Below are 18,099 nucleotides of genomic sequence, written 5' to 3'. Positions count from 1 at the left end.
GCTACCAGGCGACAGGCATCGCGTGCAGCCCGAAGAACGGGGCATCGTCGGCGAAGGGCAACTGCTCAAACCCGACCGCCAGGCGCAGCGTCGGTATCCGGGTCAGCAGGGTGCCGACGGCGATCTGGAGCTCGGCGCGGGCGAGGTTGCGGCCGATGCACTGGTGCACCCCGTAGCCGAAGGCGACGTGGTGGTGGTCGGAGCGGCGGATGTCGAACTCGTCGGGGTTCTCGAACGCCAGCTCATCGCGGTTGGCGGAGGCGGCCAGCACCGTCAGGCGATCACCGGCGCGGATCCGCGCGGAGCCGATCTCCAGGTCGTCGGCCGCGATCCGGTCGAAGCTGACCCAGTCCTGCACCGAGTGGAAGCGCAGCATCTCCTCGATCGCACCCGGCAGCAGGCTCGAGTCGGCGCGCAGCGCGGCAAGCTGCGCCGGGTGCCGCAGCAGCGTGAGTACGCCCAGCGAGATCGTGTTCGCCGGCGAGTCGTAACCCGCGAGCAGCATGAGAAAACCCATGTTGATCAGCTCGTCCGTGGTCAGCTCGCCGGTGGGCAGGTGCCTGGCGGCCAGCCGCCGGATCATTCCCTTGTGCGGTTCACGCTCCGCGCCGCGGATGAGTTCCCGCAGATAGCCGCGAACGTCGCTGGACGCCCGGGCCGCCACACTCGGGTCCATGCTCGTCACTGACAGCATCCGCAGCCGTGACTCGAAGAAGTCGTGATCGCCGGCCGGGACGCCGAACAACTCGCAGAGGACCCGCGACGGGACCCGGCGCGCGTACATACCGACGAGGTCGGCGGGGGCCCCGGCCGCCAGCAACTCGTCGATGGCGGTATCGGCGATGCGCTGGAGAGCCGGCCGCATGGCGTCCATCGGACGGGCGCCGAGCTCCGAGATCAGCAACCGCCGGAACCGGCTGTGCTCCGGTGGATCCATGTCGACGAAGAAGCCGTCGTCGGGACGATCGTCGTCGGGTCCGCGAGGCCGTTCGGGGCGTCCGGTGTTCGAGCTGATCCTCGGGTCACTGAGGATCTGCCGCGCCTCGGCGTGGCGGGTGACCGCCCAGACCGGTGCGCCGTTGGGCAGGGTGGCTCGGACGATCGGCGCGGTGGCACGCATCCGCTGATACTCGTCGGGCGGTGCGAGCGGGCAGCTCCGCTCCATGGGGAAGGTGGGCGTCGGGGTTGTGTCCTGCTCGGATGTCGTCATTGCGCTTCCCCGTTCGAGCCGGATACCGTCCCGGGCGCGGTCATGCTTGTCGTGTGTCGGCAGATGCGGGTGATCAGGTAGTGCCGATGCTAAATCGGGTGGATCAAGGATTGCTAGTGGTGGCATTTTCCGGATTTGTCATGCATAATCCGCTTCCCGGATGGACTTCTCCCCCGTGGGAAGTCCGTCCGGTCGTTAGAGAGCGGGCTCAGGGGGCGATCCGATAGGCGCGGATCACCTGACAGGTGGCGCCGTCGTCGTAGGACACCTCGACCGAAAGCTCGCGGACCGAACCGGACCACCGGCAGTGGCAGTGCCGCCGTCCCGCCGGCCTCGCCCGCGGCGGAGCGGAAGGTCCACGTGACCGAGGTACGGGTGGACAGCGGGAAGGCGTCGCCGCGTTCGGTCTCGGCAGCCAGCCGGTAGGCCGAGTCCGCGGGCGGCACCTCGATGTCTCCGGACAGGGCAGGCAGGTCGGCCAGGACCGCCAGGCCCGGTAGAGGGCGACGTGTGCCTTCGTGGCCGAGGAGTGTCCGCTGTGCCCGGCCCCGTCGCCGTGGAAGGACGACTGCGCGACGTCGATCACGTCTCCCGTGCGGGTGAAGACGGGTTCGTCCTGGTCGGTGCCGAGGGCACGGTCCGAAGACCCCGCGGTTCCACTTCTCGTCGTAGGTGCGCCCCACCCGGTACCGCGTCGCGGAGGAGGTCAGGACCGCCCCCGCGTCGGAGCCGGGCCGATGACCCCGCTCCGGCGGTGATAGGCCGCGCGGCCGGCTCACATCGGCGCGCGTGCTCCAAGGCGACAACGAAGGGCCCGTGCAGGCGCCCGACTGGACGACGGCCGCGTGACGACCATAGAGCTACGGCTTCGGCAGGTGTGGGGCGGAGTCCTGGATGGCGTCGATCAGCGCGACGGTGGCGGGCGGGTCGGGTGGATCGCCGTAGGTGACGGCGTAGAGCCGGCGGGTGGCGCCGGTGAGCTCGGTGGTGTGGATGTCGGGTCGGCGGTGGGCTTGTAGCGCGAGGCCGGGCAGGGTGGTGACGCCTTTGCCGGCGGCGACGAGGGCCTGCACGACGACCATGTCGTCGCTGAGTGATGCGATGCGTGGCGTGAAGCCTTCTTGCCGGCACAGCGCGACCAGCTCGTTCTGGCAGCGTTCGCAGCCGCCGATCCATGCGGAGTGGCGATGGTTCGCGATGCTGTCGCCGGGTCGCCGGCTTACGAGGTAGATCGGGTCGTCGCCGATGTGGACGAGGCGGAATCCCTCCTCCTCTTCCTCGACCGGGGCGCCGGCGTACCGGAAGATGAGTGCGACGTCGACCTCGCCGCCGCGCAGCATGTGCAGCGCTTCCACCGGGTGACGGTCGATCAGGATCAGCTCGAGTCCCGGGTGGGCCTGGTCCAAGGTGGCGGCTGCCTTCGGCACGATCGTGCTCAGCACGGACGCGTTGGCGGCGAGGCGTACCCGTCCCGTCCGCAACCCGACCTGCGCGGCCAGCTCGTTGGTCGCCGCGTCGACCCGTCCCACGATCTCGGTGGCCCGGTTGGCCAGCAGCTCGCCCTCAGGGGTCAGCCGGATCCCACGGCCTACCCGCTGGACGAGCTTGACACCGGTGGCCGCTTCCAGGCGGGACAGGTGATGACTCACCGACGGCTGCGAGTAGTGCAACTCTCTCGCCGCCTCGGTCACGGACCCGTGTCGCGCCACTGCGGCCAGCACTCTGAGATGGACCAGGTTCAGCATTTATCAAGAATATCTATGTGATCTTCGAAGAATTGGCATTAGACGTCATATATACCTTCGGTCATGCTCTCTGGTGTGGGCGCCGGACGTCGGCGCCGAGCCGATTGAGGAGGCATGATGAGCAAGCTCCGGTGTCACATCTCGATCTCGCTGGACGGTTTCGTTGCCGGCCCGAACCAGAGCGAGGAGAACCCGCTCGGAGAGGGTGGCGAGCGGCTCCACGACTGGGTGGCCGCGCTGGCCGCCTTTCGCCGCGCCCACGGTGAGCAGGGCGGCGAGGTGAACGCGAGCACACCGGTGTTCGAGGAGGCGCTGGAGAACATCGGCGCCGGGGTGATGGGCAGGAACATGTTCGGTCCCATCGGCGGTGGCGCCTGGGGCGACGAGCAGTGGAAGGGCTGGTGGGGTGAGAACCCGCCCTACCACTACCCCGTGTTCGTCCTCACCCATCACTCGCGCGATCCGGTGGAGATGGAGGGAGGGACCACGTACCACTTCGTCACCGACGGGATCGAGTCGGCGCTCGAGCAGGCGAAGAAGGCCGCAGGCGGCAAGGACGTCATGCTGTGGGGCGGCGGCCACGTCGCTCGGCAGTACCTGGCAGCAGGACTGCTGGACGAGCTCGAGCTGCACGTCGTTCCGGTGCTGCTCGGGGGCGGTTCTCGCCTCCTCGACGACCTCGGGGACGCGGATGTGCGACTCGAGCAGGTCCGGGCCGTGGAGGCGCCCGGCGTCACCCACCTCAAGTACCGGATCCTGCCGGGTGCCTCTCTGTCATGATCGTCGTAGCGACGCCATAGGGATCGGTTGCCGGTCAGGCACGCGACAGGGGCACCCCCTGGTGGTTGAGATAGACCACGATGCGGTACGCGCCGTCCGCGTCCCGATGCAGCACGTAGGACGAGGCCAGGCGGGCGGGGTCGCCGCCGTCGGTGCGGTGCGCCGTCCACGTGGTGCGGGCGAGCACGTAATGGTCGTCCAGTTCCTCATGGGTCAGGGAGTCCAGCACGGCCGGGCCGATGCCGGCGTCGGCGAACATCTTCGCCCGTCCGGGCAGGGCCTGGAGGAACGCCGGGCGGGGGACGGGCCGGGCGCCCGCGGCGTCCCCCGCCAGGAACGCCTCGGCGAAGCAGCCGGTCAGGGCGTCCGTGTCGAGGGTGTCGCCGGCCCGGGCGAACACGTCGAAGAAGCGGCGCAGTACGCCGGCGTCGTGTGGGGTTTCCGGCATGGAAGGCGTTCCTTTCGTCATTCCAGGAACGCCGATGCTAAACGCGAATCGCCACCTTTGCCACTTATCATAGCGGGTTGAAATTAATTCCGGATCATAAATTCATAACAGCATCGCATTGTCTGTGGAGAGGTATGAATCGTCATTTCTTCCCTCCGGACCAGCGCCCGGCTGATGGGACGCGATCGGCGGTCGAGCGCACCGTGCCGCCACCGGCCACCAGTGCGACGACCGTCTGGCCGGCCGCGGCCACGCACATCAACATGATCGGTGCTTGCCAGCCGGAGCTCACCGTGTGCAGCAGCCCGAAAACCACCGGCCCCACGGCGGCCAGCAGATAACCGATCGACTGCGCCATCGCCGACAACGCGCCCGCCACGCTCGCGTCCTGGGCGCGCAGGCTGATGAAGGCCAGCGCGAGCACGAGGCAGGCTCCGCCGCCCAACCCGAGGACGACGCTCCACAGCAACGCCGCTCCCGGCGCCACGAACAGCCCAAGGTAGCCGAGGAGCATGACCGCCGAGCAGATCGTCGCCAGAGCGCGCTGGTCACGTGCCCACCGCAGCGCGCCGGGCACCGCCAGGCTGGTCAGCACCGCGACGGCCTGGAACAGGAAGAGCAGCCATCCTGCGGTGGTCGCGCTCATGCCGTTGTCCTGGAAGACCTGAGGCAGCCACGTCACGACGACGTAGAAGCCCAGTGACTGCAGTCCCATGAACGCCGTGACCGCCCACGCCAGCCCGGATCCCCACGGCAACCGGTGTCCGCGTATCGCCTGCGCGGCACGCCGCGGGGCCCGCAGCTGAGGAAGCCACAGCAGGACAGCCACCAGCGCGAACAAGACCCAGCAGCCCAACGCGGTGTACCAACCGCCGGGGGCGACCTCACTGATCGGCACCGCCACCCCGGACGCCACTGCCGCGACACCGCCCATCACCGTGGCGTACGCGCTGGTCAGCACGCCCACCTTGGTGGGGAAATCGCGTTTGATGAGGCTCGGCAGCAGCACGTTGCCCACGGCGATGCCCGCCCCGATCAGCACCGTTCCCGCGAACAGGCCGGCTGCCGCCGGCACCCACCGCAGCGCGATCCCCAGCGTCAGCACCACGAGCGCGCCCCCAAGGAGCTGCTCGGCTCCCCACCGCGCGGCCAGTTGGGGCACCAGCGGGGACAGCGCCACGAACGTCAGCAAGGGCAGGGTGTTCAGCAGGCCCGCCACGGCCGGGGCCAGGCCCAGATCGGCCTGCACCTGATCCAGCAGCGGGCCGACGCCGGTCAAACTCGCCCGCAGGTTGGCTGCCACCACCAGCAGCCCCCAGATCAGCAACGCCTGACCGGAACGCCGCGTCGACGCATTCTCCATGCGCACCACGATCAGCCCGCCCGGCGGCCGACAGCCAGGCCGTGCTCAGGCTGGCCCCCGCAGGGCCACTCTCCGCACTGCCCGACGCGGCACTGTGCGATCGATGGGCGGCCCGGTACCGTTCTCTGCACTGCCGGACGCGGCACTGTGCGATCAATGAGTGGCCCGGTACCGTATCGACGTGGGGACGCCACTGGGGGATTTCATCCGGGCCAAGCGCGACAGCATCCAGCCGGAATCCCGTGGACTGCCGGAGCGCGGCCGCCGCCGCTCACCGGGTCTGCGCCGGCTGGACCTCGCCACCTGGGCCGACATCAGCGTCGAATACCTGACCCGCATCGAGCAGGGCCGCGACCGCAATCCATCGCCGGCGGTCGTCAACGCCCTCGCCGACGCGCTCCGCCTCAGCCCTCCGGAGCGCAACCACCTGCGCTACCTAGCGAAGATCACCGCGGACGAATGCTCCGTCCACATCCGGCCCGTGCCACCGTCCCGACGCGTGCGACCGTCTGTCCTGCAGACGCTCCGCCTCCTCGAACCCGGCGTCGCCATCGTGACCAACCGGCTGGGCGACGTCCTTGCCCACACCAGCGGCTACCGGTTGGTCACCGGCGGAACCGGACTGCTCGACGGCGCCCATCCGAACCTCAACCGCTACCTGTTCACCGACCCCCGCGCCCGGAGGTTCTTCGCCGACTGGGCCGACATCGCGGACGAGCAGGCCTTCGACCTGTGGCAGGCGCCGTCCCTCGAGAACCTCGAGTGGCTCACCGCGGAGCTCGCACCCATCGCCGGGCCCGACTTCACCCGCCGCCTGAGGCGTCATGTGCTGCCGCGACGCGGCATTCTCCGGCTCAACCACCCGGCCGGGCACCAGCTTCGACTGCTTCGCGAGACGCTCGAACTGCCTGCGGAGGCCCAGCAACTCGTCGTCTTCCTCCCGGCCGACGACCAGACGGCCGAGGCCATCGACCAACTCGGCCGCCAGTCCCACGGCCGCCTCCGGTCCATCTCGTGACAGACCGCGAGCTTGGCACTCTCCCGTACGAAGAAGGAGGCGTACGACGCCGTTTGCTCTTACCCGGGACTTTTCGGACATACTGCGATGCATGGTGTTGGATCGACGCGCCGAGCTGGGTGAATTCCTGCGCTCTCGGCGCGCCCGGCTGCGTCCGGAGGAGCTCGGCCTGCCGACGTACGGGCAGCGGCGTCGCGTCCCCGGCCTGCGGCGCGAGGAGCTGGCGCAGCTGGCCGGGGTCAGCGTCGACTACTACATCCGGCTGGAGCAGGGGCGCAGCCTGCACTTCTCCGCCGAAGTCCTGGACGCGGTGGCCCGAGCGCTGCGACTTGACGCGGCCGAACGCGCACACCTGCACCGCCTGGCCCGACCGGCCCCGGCCACCGCACCCGAACCCGCCGCCCGCCCGCCGCTGCGCTCGGGCATCCACCGCCTGCTGTCCTCGATCCACGACGTCCCGGCCTACCTGGTCGACCAGAACACCACCGTGGTCGCCTGGAACCGGCTGGCCGCCGCGCTGATCACCGACTTCGGGGCGCTGACGCCCGCGCAGCGCAACATGGCCCGGCTGAGCTTCCTGGACGAGGGCATGCGTCACCTCTACGCCGACTGGCCGACCCGGGCCCGCGACGTGGTCGCCTTCCTCCGGCTGGACGCCAGCCGCCTGCCCGCCGACCCCTCCACGGCGGCCCTGATCAAGGAGCTCTCCGCCGCCAGCGCAGAGTTCCGCGAGCTGTGGGCCGAGCACCAGGTGAAGGAGAAAAGCCACGGACGGTACCTGTACCGGCATCCCGTGGTGGGCGACCTCGAGCTGGCCTACGAGACGCTGCGCCTGCCCGACAGCCCCGGACTAGCCCTGGTGGTGCACACCGCCGATGAGGGATCTCCTTCGCACGCCGCGCTCCAGCTCCTGGCCGCCCGGGCCGCCGGCCGGAGAACGCCCACCAGCTGAACCGCCCGGACCGCCGGCACCGCCGGCCCCCGGCCGGTGCCGGCGCGCGGCGATCTGACGGTACGGCGCGTAGGTGCCGTCGCGATCCTCCGCTCCTTGCCAGAGAAATGCCATAAAGGACTGTCACGATGCCCCGGCACGCCGTCAAGCGTCGCGAACACCATTGTGCGGTCCAAGTGACAGGGAGCCTTGTGAGTCACCGACTTCTCCGTTTCGTCGTCGCCACCGGCGTGCTGACGCTCGCGCTCGGGCTGGGCAAGCTCCTGGACGGCGACGTCCGGGCGGGTCTGCCGCTGTTCGTCATCGGGCTCGCTCTCGCCGGCGTGCCGGCGGTCCTGCTGGTCCGTCATGTGATCGCGAACTGGACGACAGGCTTCGCCCCCTCACCGGCGATGGCCGATCCCGCGCTACGGCGTGAATTCCGCAGCGTCGGCGTGCCCGTCATCGCCTACAGCTCGCTGTGGTTCCTCGCAGCCCTCGCGATCCTCGTCTCCGCCTATCGGATCCCGCACGACAGCGGCAGCAGCGCCGGATCGATCGCCGGCGTGATGGTCGTCGGGTGCTTCATCGCCGGGATACCCGCCCTGCTCGGCATCCAGTTCATCCGGTGCGGACAGATGCTGCTGCACGGCGACACCGGCGGTATCGCGCCCGGCCTGCGGCTTGGCTGGATCGTCATCGTCATCGGCGCGCTGGCCACCGTGGGCTCGCTGGCCGATGACCGCCCCGGCTACGGCAAGGTCGCCCTCGTCGCCGGCTGCGTGGTCGCTGTCACGCTGGTCAACAACCTCCGGCTGCGCCTGCTGACCGCTCGGGTCGCCGAGTACCAGCGGCAGGCGGGACGCTCCGTGAGCTCGGCCTGATCCAAGACATCTCGATCGTCGCTACAGGGGCGAAATAGACTGCCGCGATGACCGCGTACCGGATCCTGGCCGTGGACGACGATCCGGCCATCCTGCGCTCGCTCCGGCGTTGCTTGCGGCTGGAAGGGTTCGCCGTGGACACCGCCGCATCGGGGCGGCAGGCGCTGGAGCAGGTGGAGGGACGGCCCGATGCGATCATCCTCGATGTCTCCATGCCAGAAATGTCGGGCATTGAGGTGTGCGGCCGATTACGGGAGTCCGGGTCACAGGTGCCGGTGCTGATGTTGTCGGCCATGGACGAGGTGGCCGACCGCAGGGCCGGGCTGGCGGCGGGCGCCGACGACTACGTCGTCAAGCCGTTCGACCTGGGTGAGCTGGTGCTGCGCCTGCGTGCCTTGTTACGCCGTGCCGGATCCGCCCCGGGTACGGCGGTACGCGTCGGGCCGCTGGTCGTGGACCCATACGCGCGCCGGGTCACGTTGCGAGGCCGGGCGATCGAGGTGACGCGGCGCGAGTTCGACCTGCTGGAGGTGCTGGCGCGGAACGCCGGGATCGTGCTGCCCCGGCCGGTGCTGCTGGAGCGCGTCTGGGGCTACGACTTCGAGGTGACCGACAACGCGGTGGACACGTTCGTCGGATATCTGCGACGGAAGCTGGAGGCGGGCGGTGAGCCGCGCATGGTGCACACCGTGCGCGGCGTCGGGTTCGTCCTGCGAGAGCCGTGAAGCTGTCCACGCGCTTCGCCCTCTGCCTGGCCGTCGCCGTCCCGCTGCTCGTGGCTGTGGCGGGGCTCGTCGTTCTGGGGTGGGTCTCCCGGGACCTGCAGGCCCAGCGCGACGACCAGCTCGAGACGCGGCTGCGGGCGCTGACTCCGCTGGCGGCGACGATCGCGTGGCGCACTCGCGTGCTGCCCGGCGTGCCTCCGGAGTGGCTGCGGCAGCGGCTGGCCGTGGCCGCCGGCGCGGGCGGCGTATGCGTCACGGCAGGCGGCGAGAAACTGCTGGTCATCGGGGATGTGCCAGGGGTGATCCCGGCGGGCGCGGGTCCCGGCGACCATGCCGAGGGGGACCGGCGCTGGCGGTTCGTGGCCGCCCGGCTGGGACGGCAGGGGGACGCGCGGCTGGTCCTGTTCGAACCGGACGAGCGCGTCGCCGGGCAGATCGCGCTGCTGCGCGACCGGCTGCTGTCGGTCACGCTGATCGCCGTCGGTGCGGGCGTGGTCGCGGGGCTCCTGCTCGGCAGGTTCGCGGTGCGGCCGCTGTCGAAGCTCGGGAGCCAGGCCCGTACGATCGGCATGCCGTCACGGGCGGAGACGCGGCTGGCGACCACGGCCGGCGTCACAGAGATCGACGAGCTGGCCCGCCTCCTGAACGACCTCCTCGACCGGCGCGACGCGGCCGTGGCCCGCACCGGCGAGGCGCTGGAGAGCGCGCGTGCCTTCGCGGCCACCGCGGCGCACGAGCTGCGCACCCCGCTCACCAGCATGGGCGCGAACCTCTCCGTCCTGGGCCACCCAGGGCTCGACCCCGCGGACCGCACGGAGATCGTCGCCGATCTGGTCGCCGAGCACGGACGGATCCAGCGGCTCATCACCATGCTGCGCCGGCTCGCGCACGGCGAGCTGCTGGACGCCACCGCCTTCGCCGAGACCGACCTGGCCGAGATCGTCAACGACGCGGTCCAGGCGGCCCGGCACCGTCATCCGCATGCCACGATCACCGCCCGCGTACCGGACGCCGTCCGGGTGCGCGGCTGGGTGGAAGGGCTGCGCCTGGTCGCCGACAACCTCCTCGACAACGCCGCCGTCCACGGCGCCGACGCGTCCGGTCACGCCGCGATCACCGTGACCCTGGAGCAGGGGGAGGAGGTCGTCCTGGCCGTTCAGGACGCGGGTCCGGGGATCGAGTCCGAGCACCGCGACGCGATGTTCGCCCGCTTCCGCCGCCGCCCCGGCAGCCCGGGTTCGGGGCTCGGCCTCACGCTGGTCCGGCAGCAGGCGGCCCTGCACGGCGGCACCGCCACGCTGGACGCCTGCCTCGACGGCCCGGGGACGCGAGCCGAGGTACGCCTGCCCGTGACCGACCGGCAGCCCCCGCGATCCACACGGTCCTGGCTGGAATAGCCCCTTGCCAGACAACTGCCAGAAAGGCGCGTCACCATCTCGCCCTGAGCAACCCCTTCGGAGGAGATGACATGCGCATCACCCACTATGCGATCGCACTGACGCTCGCGCTGTCCGTACCAGGCATGACCGCGACCTCAGCCTCAGCCTCGGCCTCAGCCTCGGCCTCGGCGGAGAGCACCGACGTGCTGAGGCCGTCGGCGCATCCCGTCGAGCTGCGCACCGCACCCAGAAAGCTCTCGGTGACCTACACCTACCAGGGCCAGGAACACACCCTGGAGGACTTCCTCACCCGGACGAAGACCAATGGCTTCGTCGTCCTGGACGGCCAGGACATCGTCGACGAGCGTTATTCGGGCGCCAGTCGTGCCACCCGCTTCCAGTCCTGGTCGATGGCCAAGTCGTTCACCTCGGCCGCCGTCGGCATCGCGCTCGGCGAGGGGCGCATCCGCTCGATCGACGACCCCGTGGACAGGTACCTGCCCGAGCTGGCCGGCTCGGGCTACGCGGGGGTGCCCATCCGCGAGCTGCTGCGCATGTCGTCCGGCATCGACTGGGACGAGGCCACCGACGCGCCACGCCTGCAGGCCGCCGCCAACAAGGGCTACCCGATCAGGAGGATGGCCGCCCGGCAGAAGCGCGGCTGGGACTGGGGCACCCGGTTCGAGTACACCAGCATGAACTCCTTCGTCCTGGCCCGGCTCGTCACCAAGGCCACCGGAGTGCCGTACCACACGTATGTGCAGCGCAAGATCTGGCAGCCCGCCGGCATGGAGTCCACGGCCACCGTGGGCAACGACTCGCACGGTGACAGCCTCGGCTACTGCTGCTACTACGCCACCGATCGCGACTACGCCCGCTTCGGGCTGCTCTACCTGCACGGCGGCCGGGCCGACGGCCGCCAGGTCGTCCCGGCCTCCTGGGTGAGGGCGTCCACCGCCCCGTCCCCGGCCAACCCGCACTACGGCCTGCACTGGTGGCTCGGGGAGGGGGGAGATTTCATGGCGGCGGGGCTCGGCGGCCAGTACATCTACGTCTCACCCCGGCACGGCGTGGTCGTCGTCAAGTCGGCCACCGCCGGAGGCCGCCCTGATCAGGAAGAGGCCCTCGTCGCCTTCCGCGCCGTGGCGGCCGAGGTGGCCAGGACCCGCTGACGGCGAGCGGCGCCTCCCCACGAGGGCGGGGGAGGCGCCGTTCGAGCTGCCGGCGGATGACGCAGGTCGTGGTCACACATCCCAGGTGACCGGGAGGCTCTTGACCCCGTAGACGTCGGCGGTCTCCGGGCGCAGGGCAACCTCTTCCGCCGGTACGGCCAGGCGCAGCGTGGGGAAGCGGTTGATCAGCGCGGGGAGCGCGACCCGCAGCTCGACGCGGGCCAGCTGCTGGCCCAGGCACTGGTGGATGCCGTGGCTGAAGGCCAGGTGCCCGCCCTCCTGCCTGCGCAGGTCGAGTACGTGGGGGTCGGTGAAGCGCTCGGGGTCGCGGTTGGCGGTGTTGTACGACAGGATGACCGCCGTACCGGCCTTGATGGTCCGGCCGCCGAGCTCGACGTCCTCCAGCGCCGTCCTCATGAAGGTCTTGGCGACGGTCAGATACCGCAGCAGCTCCTCCACGGCCCCGTCGGTGAGCGCGGGCTCGGCGCGCAGCGCCGCCAGCTGCTCCGGGTTCTGCAGCAGGGCGAAGGTGCCCAGCGCCAGCATGTTCGCGGTGGTGTCGAACCCGGCCGACAGCAGGATCAGGGCCATCCCCCGCAGCTCCTCGTCGGTCAGATCGCTGTCGAGCAGGTCGCTGAGCACGTCGTCGGTGGGGTTGGCGCGCTTGGCGGCCACCAGCTCCGCGAGGTACTGCTGGGTCGCGGTGTAGGCCGCGATCAGCTCCTCGTCGCCGACCTCCCCGCCGAGGAACTTGTCGATGTTCTCCTGGAAGGAGCCCCGGTCCTCGTACGGCACGCCCAGCAGCTCGCAGATGATGACGGAGGGGATGGGCTTGGCGAACGCGGTCACCAGGTCCACCGACGGCCCGGCCTTCTCCATCGCGTCCAGGTGCTCGGCGGTGACCTGCTCGACGCGCTCGGTGAGCAGCCGCATCCGCCGTACGGTGAACCTGCCCACCAGCGGCTTGCGATAGCGGCTGTGCTGCGGCTCGTCCATGAGCAGGAACTCGCCGGGCGGCGCCGGAGGGACCTCGATCTCGCCGAGGTCGACCAGCGGGTGGTGGCGCATGAGCTCCTTGCGGGAGCTGAACCGCGGGTCTGCCAGGACCGACCGGACCAGGTCGTACCCGGTGACCAGCCAGCCCTGGTGTCCGTCGGGGAAGGGGAAACGGCTGATGGGGCCGTGCTCGCGGGCCTCGATCAGCTCCTTGGGCGGGTCGAAGGGGCAGCCGGGCCGGCGCGTGGTCGGCAGTGCGGTGACGGTGTGTTCCATGGTCGTTCCTCTGGTCTCCGACAGCGGGTTTCGGTGTGGTCCACCATCGCCGACCGGCCTGACATCGGGCCGTTGCCGGGCTGACACGGCCGCTGACACGACACCGCATCAGACCTGATCGCGCCGGGACCTCCGCGCGGATTGCGCGCGGTCGCGGGCAGTCGTCACGGTTCGGCACAATTACCCCTGTGCGCGTGGGATTGCTCGGACCGTTCGAGGTCCATGACCGTGATGGGGCCGTGGTCGAGGTTCCCGGGATTCGGCTGCGCGCATTGCTCGCCGCACTCGCCCTCGAACCCGGCCGGATCGTCACGCGTACGAGGCTGGTGGACTGGATCTGGGGGGAACAGCCGCCCGCGGACGAAGTGAACGCCTTGCAGGCGCTGGTGTCGAGGCTCCGCAGGGTGCTGCCGGACGGTGTGATCGAGGCGGATTCCGGTGGGTACCGGCTGGCCGTGGCCCGTGATGCCGTGGACGCGTGCCGGTTCGAGCAGCTGGTCGGTCAGGCCCGTGCCGCCGAGCCTGCGGCGCGGGCGGATCTGCTCCGCTCGGCCCTGGCCTTGTGGCGCGGTACGGCCATGGCCGGCATCGCCCTGCGAGACAGTGAGGCGTTCGACGCCGCGGTCGCGCGTCTGGACGAACTCCACGTCGCCGCGCTCGGGGATCGGGTGGATGCGGACATCCGCCTCGGCCGTGGCTCTGAGCTGGTCTCCGAGCTGACCGAGCTGGTCGCCGCGTACCCGCTGCGAGAAGGGTTCGTGGCGGCGTTGATGCGGGCGCTCGCCGAGGCGGGGCGCGGGAACGAGGCGTTGACCGTGTACCAGCGGACGCGCGAGCGGCTCGCTGAGGAGCTGGGCGCCGACCCGTCGGCCGAGCTCTCCGCGCTGCACACCGCGCTGCTCCGTGGCGAGCTGGGCGAGCGCGCGGAGAGCCGCAGGACGAACCTGCGCGCCGAGCTGACGAGTTTCGTCGGCAAGGACGATGACATCGCCGCGGTCGCCGTTCTGTCCATCGGGCACCGGCTGGTCACCTTGACGGGGGCGGGTGGCGCCGGCAAGACGAGACTGGCCACGGAGACCGCGCGGACGATGCTCGCCGAGCTGCCGGACGGGGCGTGGCTGGTCGAACTGGCCTCGGTGCGGGCCGGCGGCGAGCTCGCCCAGGCCGCCCTTGCCGCGATCGGCCTGCGTGACCAGGCAGTGCTCGGTGACGCGCGGGCCGGGGAACCGATGGATCGGCTCATCACCGCGCTCCGGGAGCGCGCGATGCTGCTGATCCTGGACAACTGCGAGCACATGATCGAGGAGGCCGCGGCTTTCGCGGATCGGCTGCTGGGGGAGTGCCGGAGGCTGCGGATCCTGGCCACGAGCCGGGAACCGCTCGGCATCACCGGCGAGGTGCTGTGGCAGGTCGAGCCGCTCGCCCTGCCCGCGCAGGGAGCGGAGCCCGCGGAGGTCGGGGCCTCGCCCGCGGTGCGGCTGCTGGGGGACCGCGCGAGTCTGGTGCGCAAGGACATCGGCTCCGACGCGCACACCTTGTCGGCCATGGCGCGGATCTGCTGGGCGCTGGACGGGATGCCGCTGGCGATCGAACTGGCCGCGGCACGGCTGCGCACCATGTCCGTCGATCAGCTGGCACGCCGGCTCGACGACCGGTTCCGGCTGCTGACCAGCGGTAGCCGTACGGCGCTGTCACGGCACAAGACGCTGCGCGCGGTCGTGGACTGGAGCTGGGATCTCCTGTCCGAGGCCGAACGCGGCGTGCTGCGGCGGCTCTCGGTGTTCGCCGGCGGGGCGAGCCTGGACGCGGCCGAGCGGGTGTGCGGCGACGAGGCATCCGACGGGGAGCAGGTGCTCGACGTGCTGACCTCGTTGATCGAGAAGTCGCTGCTGCTCGCCGACGGCGACGGCGCGCCGCGCTACCGGATGCTCAACACCATCAGGGAGTACGCGGCGCAGCGGCTCGCCGAAGCCGGGGAGAGCGAGCCGGCGCGCCGGGCGCACCTCGCCTACTTCACCGAGCTGGCCGAGGCGGCCGAGCCGCACCTGCGCCGGGCCGGGCAGCTGGAATGGCTGGCCACGCTCAAGGCCGAGCACGACAACATCAGCGCGGCCCTGCGCGGGGCGATCGACGAGGGATGGGCCCAGGAGGCGATGCGGCTGGTCGGGGCCGCGGGCTGGTACTGGTACCTCACCGGGCACCGGACCGAGGGCACCGAGTTGAGCATCGCGGCGGCCTCGCTGCCCGGTGAGGTGAGCGATGAGGTGCGGGCGATGGCGTGCGCCATCGTGACAGTGTTCCTGACCTCCGGGCCCGGCCGCGATCAGTATCAGGCGCAGGAGTGGATCCACGAGGCGCACCGGTTCACCCAGCGCAGCGGGTACCGCCACCCCATGCTCAGGTTCGTCGGGCTGTGGGAGCGGATGCTGCGAGAGCCGACGGATTTCCTGCCCGTGTTCGAGCCGCTCGTCGCCGACGACGATCCCTGGGTGCGCGCGCAGGCCAGGTTCGCTCGTGGCCGGTTCCGGCTCATGCTCGGCGGCGACGAGACGGACGTGGACATCGACGCCGAGACCTCCCTTGCCGAGTTCCGCAAGCTGGGTGAGCGGATGGGGATCTCGCTGGCGCTGGCCTTCCTGGCCGACCGGCTCGCCATGCGCGGCGAGTTCGCCCGCGCGTGCGAGCACTACGAAGAGGCGGTCGCGGCGCTGACCGAGCTGGGCTCGACCGAGGACGTGGTCGGCCTGCGGGTACGGCAGGCTCAGCTGTACTGGCTGCTCGGCGATGAGCGATCCAGCACCTCCGCCATGGCCGAAGCGCAGCGGTACGCGGACGGGATCGCCTGGCCGGACACCCTTGCCGATCTGGAGCTGGCGAAGGCGCAGGTGGCGCGCCGGCGCGGCGAGCCGGACGAGGCACACCGGCACCTGGCCACGGTGCGGACGATGCTGGACAACGGCGAACTGAGCGACCTGACCCGCGCCAGGGCCATGGACCTGTACGGCTACCTCACCGAGGATCTCGAGAAGGCCGCCGCGCATCGGAGCGAGGCGCTCCGCGCGGCGGTGGAGACGACGTATCCGCCGCTGATCGCCGAGGTCTTGATCGGGATCGCGGAGCTCGCGCTGCGCCAGGGCGAGTGCGAGCAGGCCGTGCGACTGCTCGCGGCAAGCGACGGCCTACGCGGTACGCCGGACCGTTCGCAGCCGGACGCTTCCAGGATCGCCGCGGACGCGCGGGATCGCCTCGGCGAGGCCGCGTTCACCGAGGCGACCCGTGACGGCCGGCAGCAGGATTGGCGTGAGCTGGCCGAAATCACCCTTGCCTTGCGCCCCATATCCTGACATTCGTGGCAAATGACTACCGTCATGCGGAGCTGCGCGACTTCCTGCGATCGCGGCGCGCCCGGCTCACCCCCGGCGACGTCGGGCTGCCGGAGGCCGGCCGGCGGCGCACTCCCGGCCTGCGCCGTGAGGAGGTCGCGGTGCTGGCAGGGGTCGGGGTGTCCTGGTACACCTGGCTCGAACAGGGCCGCGACATCACGGTCTCCAGCGAGGTGCTCGACGCGATCAGCAGGGCGCTGCGGCTGGACGAGGCCGAACGACGGCACCTGTATCTGCTGTCCGGCCTCAGCTCGCCGCCCCGCGCCGCGGCGGCGGCCGGCTCGGTCGCGGCGGAGCTGCGCCGTGTGATCGACGCCTGGTCGCCGCGGCCGGCCTACATCATGAACAGGCACTGGAACTTCGTGGCCGTCAATGACGCCGCCCGAGCGGTGTTCGGGTACGGCTCGACCGATCAGAACTGCCTGGTCGCCTATTTCACCAACGAACGCTTCCGCGCCATGAGCCTGGACTGGGCGGAGCACGCCGCCGAGGTGGTGGGCAGGTTCCGCGCGGACGCCGCGCAGTACTCCGACGACCCGGAGTTCGAGCGCATCGCCGGTGAACTCGGCGCGTCCAGTCCCGAGTTCGCCGAGATCTGGGCCCGGCATGACGTCACGGCCGGCGACTTCGCGGTGAAGTCGGTCCGCCACCCCGAGGCCGGCGACCTCTGCTTCGAAGCCCTGAAGATGCCGCTGAACGACCACCCCGGCCTGCATCTCGTGCTGCACAACCCCCGGCCCGGCACGGAGACCGAGGCCAGGCTCGCCAAGCTGGTGGTGGCACACCCACGATAACTGGAGTCTGGGTATCGTCCCTGGTCGGCGGCACGATCGTAGGCATGAGAGCAATCACGATCCCTGAGTTCGGCGGTGCGGACGTTCTTCGGACGGCCGAGGTGGAGGTTCCCGAGCCCGGTCCGGGCCAGGTCGCCATCGACGTCGCCTACGCGGGCGCCAACTTCGCCGAGGTCCTCTACCGGCGGGGCGTCGCGCCGGTGCCGCTGCCGTTCGTGCCCGGCATCGAGGTCTCCGGCCACATCCGCGCCCTCGGCCCCGGCGTGACCGGCCTGTACGTCGGCCAGCCAGTGGCGGCGCTGACCATCGTCGACAGCGGCGGCTACGCCGAGACGGTCACCACCTCCGCCGACCTGGTCGCCCCGCTGGACGGCCTCGACCTCGGCCTGGACGTCGCCGCGGCGATCCCGTCCAACAGCACCACCGCCTTCCTCGTGCTCGACAGAGTGGCCCGCATCGCGCCCGGCGAAAGCGTTCTGGTGCATGCGGCGGCCGGCGGTGTGGGCAGCCAGCTCGGCCAGGCCGCCAGGGTGCTCGGCGCGGGTCGCGTGGTCGGCACGGTCGGCAGCCCCGCCAAGGCGGAGACCGCCAAGGGCTTCGGCTACCAGGAGGTGGTGCTCCGCGACGAGCACCCCGCCGGCTTCGACATCGTGGTCGACATGGTGGGCGGTCCGGCGCGCCGTACCGGGCTCGACGCCCTCAACCCGATGGGCCGCCTGATCGTCATGGGCAACGCGAGCGGCGCCGACGATGTCGGCATCCCGGCCAACGAGCTCTGGTTCACCAACAAGACCGTGTCGGGCTTCAACCTGGCCGCCTTCTCCGCCGCCTTCCCGGAGGAGGCGGGACGTGCGCTGCGCCGTGCCGTCGCCGCCGTGGCGGCGGGCGACCTGCGCCTGCGTGTCGAGGAACTGACGCTGGATCAGGCGGCCGAGGCGCACCGGCGCATCGAGTCCGGCGCGACCACGGGCAAGCTCGTGCTCAAGGTCTCCTGA

Annotated in this window: 15 protein-coding genes; 10 read left to right on the top strand and 5 right to left on the bottom strand. The window is 70.8% G+C overall.

What is annotated here, in order from left to right:
* Nucleotide 1 precedes the first annotated feature (1 nt).
* Together AB0H84_RS21845 and AB0H84_RS21840 are read right to left on the bottom strand one after the other, a co-directional pair.
* Nucleotides 2-1,210, bottom strand: coding sequence for a cytochrome P450 (locus AB0H84_RS21845; protein ID WP_357606854.1), 1,209 nt, complete (start codon nucleotides 1,208-1,210; stop codon nucleotides 2-4).
* Between the two features lie 860 nt (nucleotides 1,211-2,070).
* Complete coding sequence (locus AB0H84_RS21840; RefSeq protein ID WP_357606851.1) at nucleotides 2,071-2,955, bottom strand: LysR family transcriptional regulator; 885 nt, start codon at nucleotides 2,953-2,955, stop codon at nucleotides 2,071-2,073.
* 117 nt (nucleotides 2,956-3,072) lie between these two features.
* Between AB0H84_RS21840 and AB0H84_RS21835 the strand changes: the two genes are divergently transcribed.
* On the top strand, nucleotides 3,073-3,735 hold the full coding sequence (locus tag AB0H84_RS21835; RefSeq protein WP_357606848.1) for a dihydrofolate reductase family protein: 663 nt from the start codon (nucleotides 3,073-3,075) through the stop codon (nucleotides 3,733-3,735).
* Nucleotides 3,736-3,769: 34 nt separating this feature from the next.
* Here the strand turns inward: AB0H84_RS21835 and AB0H84_RS21830 are convergent, their stop codons facing one another.
* Both AB0H84_RS21830 and AB0H84_RS21825 read right to left on the bottom strand, forming a co-directional pair.
* Nucleotides 3,770-4,183: a hypothetical protein gene (locus tag AB0H84_RS21830; RefSeq protein WP_357606845.1), complete on the bottom strand. Its 414-nt coding sequence runs from the start codon at nucleotides 4,181-4,183 to the stop codon at nucleotides 3,770-3,772.
* Nucleotides 4,184-4,325: 142 nt separating this feature from the next.
* Nucleotides 4,326-5,546, bottom strand: a complete 1,221-nt coding sequence (locus AB0H84_RS21825; RefSeq protein ID WP_357606843.1) for an MFS transporter — start codon at nucleotides 5,544-5,546, stop codon at nucleotides 4,326-4,328.
* Between the two features lie 181 nt (nucleotides 5,547-5,727).
* Between AB0H84_RS21825 and AB0H84_RS21820 the strand changes: the two genes are divergently transcribed.
* The 6 genes from AB0H84_RS21820 to AB0H84_RS21795 all read left to right on the top strand — a co-directional run bounded on the left by AB0H84_RS21820 (nucleotide 5,728) and on the right by AB0H84_RS21795 (nucleotide 11,655).
* Complete coding sequence (locus AB0H84_RS21820; protein ID WP_357606840.1) at nucleotides 5,728-6,564, top strand: helix-turn-helix transcriptional regulator; 837 nt, start codon at nucleotides 5,728-5,730, stop codon at nucleotides 6,562-6,564.
* A gap of 91 nt (nucleotides 6,565-6,655) precedes the next feature.
* Complete coding sequence (locus tag AB0H84_RS21815) at nucleotides 6,656-7,516, top strand: helix-turn-helix transcriptional regulator (protein WP_357606837.1); 861 nt, start codon at nucleotides 6,656-6,658, stop codon at nucleotides 7,514-7,516.
* Nucleotides 7,517-7,707: 191 nt separating this feature from the next.
* Nucleotides 7,708-8,379, top strand: a complete 672-nt coding sequence (locus tag AB0H84_RS21810; RefSeq protein WP_357606834.1) for a hypothetical protein — start codon at nucleotides 7,708-7,710, stop codon at nucleotides 8,377-8,379.
* A gap of 47 nt (nucleotides 8,380-8,426) precedes the next feature.
* On the top strand, nucleotides 8,427-9,104 hold the full coding sequence (locus tag AB0H84_RS21805; RefSeq protein ID WP_357606831.1) for a response regulator transcription factor: 678 nt from the start codon (nucleotides 8,427-8,429) through the stop codon (nucleotides 9,102-9,104).
* Nucleotides 9,101-10,501, top strand: a complete 1,401-nt coding sequence (locus AB0H84_RS21800) for a HAMP domain-containing sensor histidine kinase (protein ID WP_357606828.1) — start codon at nucleotides 9,101-9,103, stop codon at nucleotides 10,499-10,501. The genes AB0H84_RS21805 and AB0H84_RS21800 overlap by 4 nt, the downstream gene beginning before the upstream one ends.
* Before the next feature lie 71 nt (nucleotides 10,502-10,572).
* Entirely contained in the window at nucleotides 10,573-11,655 is a 1,083-nt protein-coding gene (locus AB0H84_RS21795) for a serine hydrolase (RefSeq protein WP_357606825.1), read from the top strand.
* A 72-nt stretch (nucleotides 11,656-11,727) separates the two neighbouring features.
* Here AB0H84_RS21795 and AB0H84_RS21790 read toward each other — a convergent pair whose 3' ends face one another.
* Nucleotides 11,728-12,927, bottom strand: coding sequence for a cytochrome P450 (locus AB0H84_RS21790; protein WP_357606822.1), 1,200 nt, complete (start codon nucleotides 12,925-12,927; stop codon nucleotides 11,728-11,730).
* A 188-nt stretch (nucleotides 12,928-13,115) separates the two neighbouring features.
* On the opposite strand from AB0H84_RS21790, the gene AB0H84_RS21785 reads away from it, so the two are divergent.
* From AB0H84_RS21785 to AB0H84_RS21775, 3 genes are read left to right on the top strand one after another with little or no spacing between them, the layout of a single operon-like run.
* Nucleotides 13,116-16,271, top strand: a complete 3,156-nt coding sequence (locus AB0H84_RS21785; RefSeq protein ID WP_357606819.1) for a BTAD domain-containing putative transcriptional regulator — start codon at nucleotides 13,116-13,118, stop codon at nucleotides 16,269-16,271.
* Nucleotides 16,272-16,276: 5 nt separating this feature from the next.
* On the top strand, nucleotides 16,277-17,104 hold the full coding sequence (locus AB0H84_RS21780; RefSeq protein WP_357606816.1) for a helix-turn-helix transcriptional regulator: 828 nt from the start codon (nucleotides 16,277-16,279) through the stop codon (nucleotides 17,102-17,104).
* A gap of 44 nt (nucleotides 17,105-17,148) precedes the next feature.
* Nucleotides 17,149-18,099: a zinc-binding dehydrogenase gene (locus AB0H84_RS21775; RefSeq protein WP_357606813.1), complete on the top strand. Its 951-nt coding sequence runs from the start codon at nucleotides 17,149-17,151 to the stop codon at nucleotides 18,097-18,099.

It is taken from the genome of Nonomuraea sp. NPDC050786 (assembly GCF_040654115.1).
Taxonomy (GTDB): Bacteria; Actinomycetota; Actinomycetes; order Streptosporangiales; family Streptosporangiaceae; genus Nonomuraea.
The sequence above is the reverse complement of the archived record's forward strand: the minus strand, read 5'-3'. Positions and strand labels throughout refer to the sequence as shown.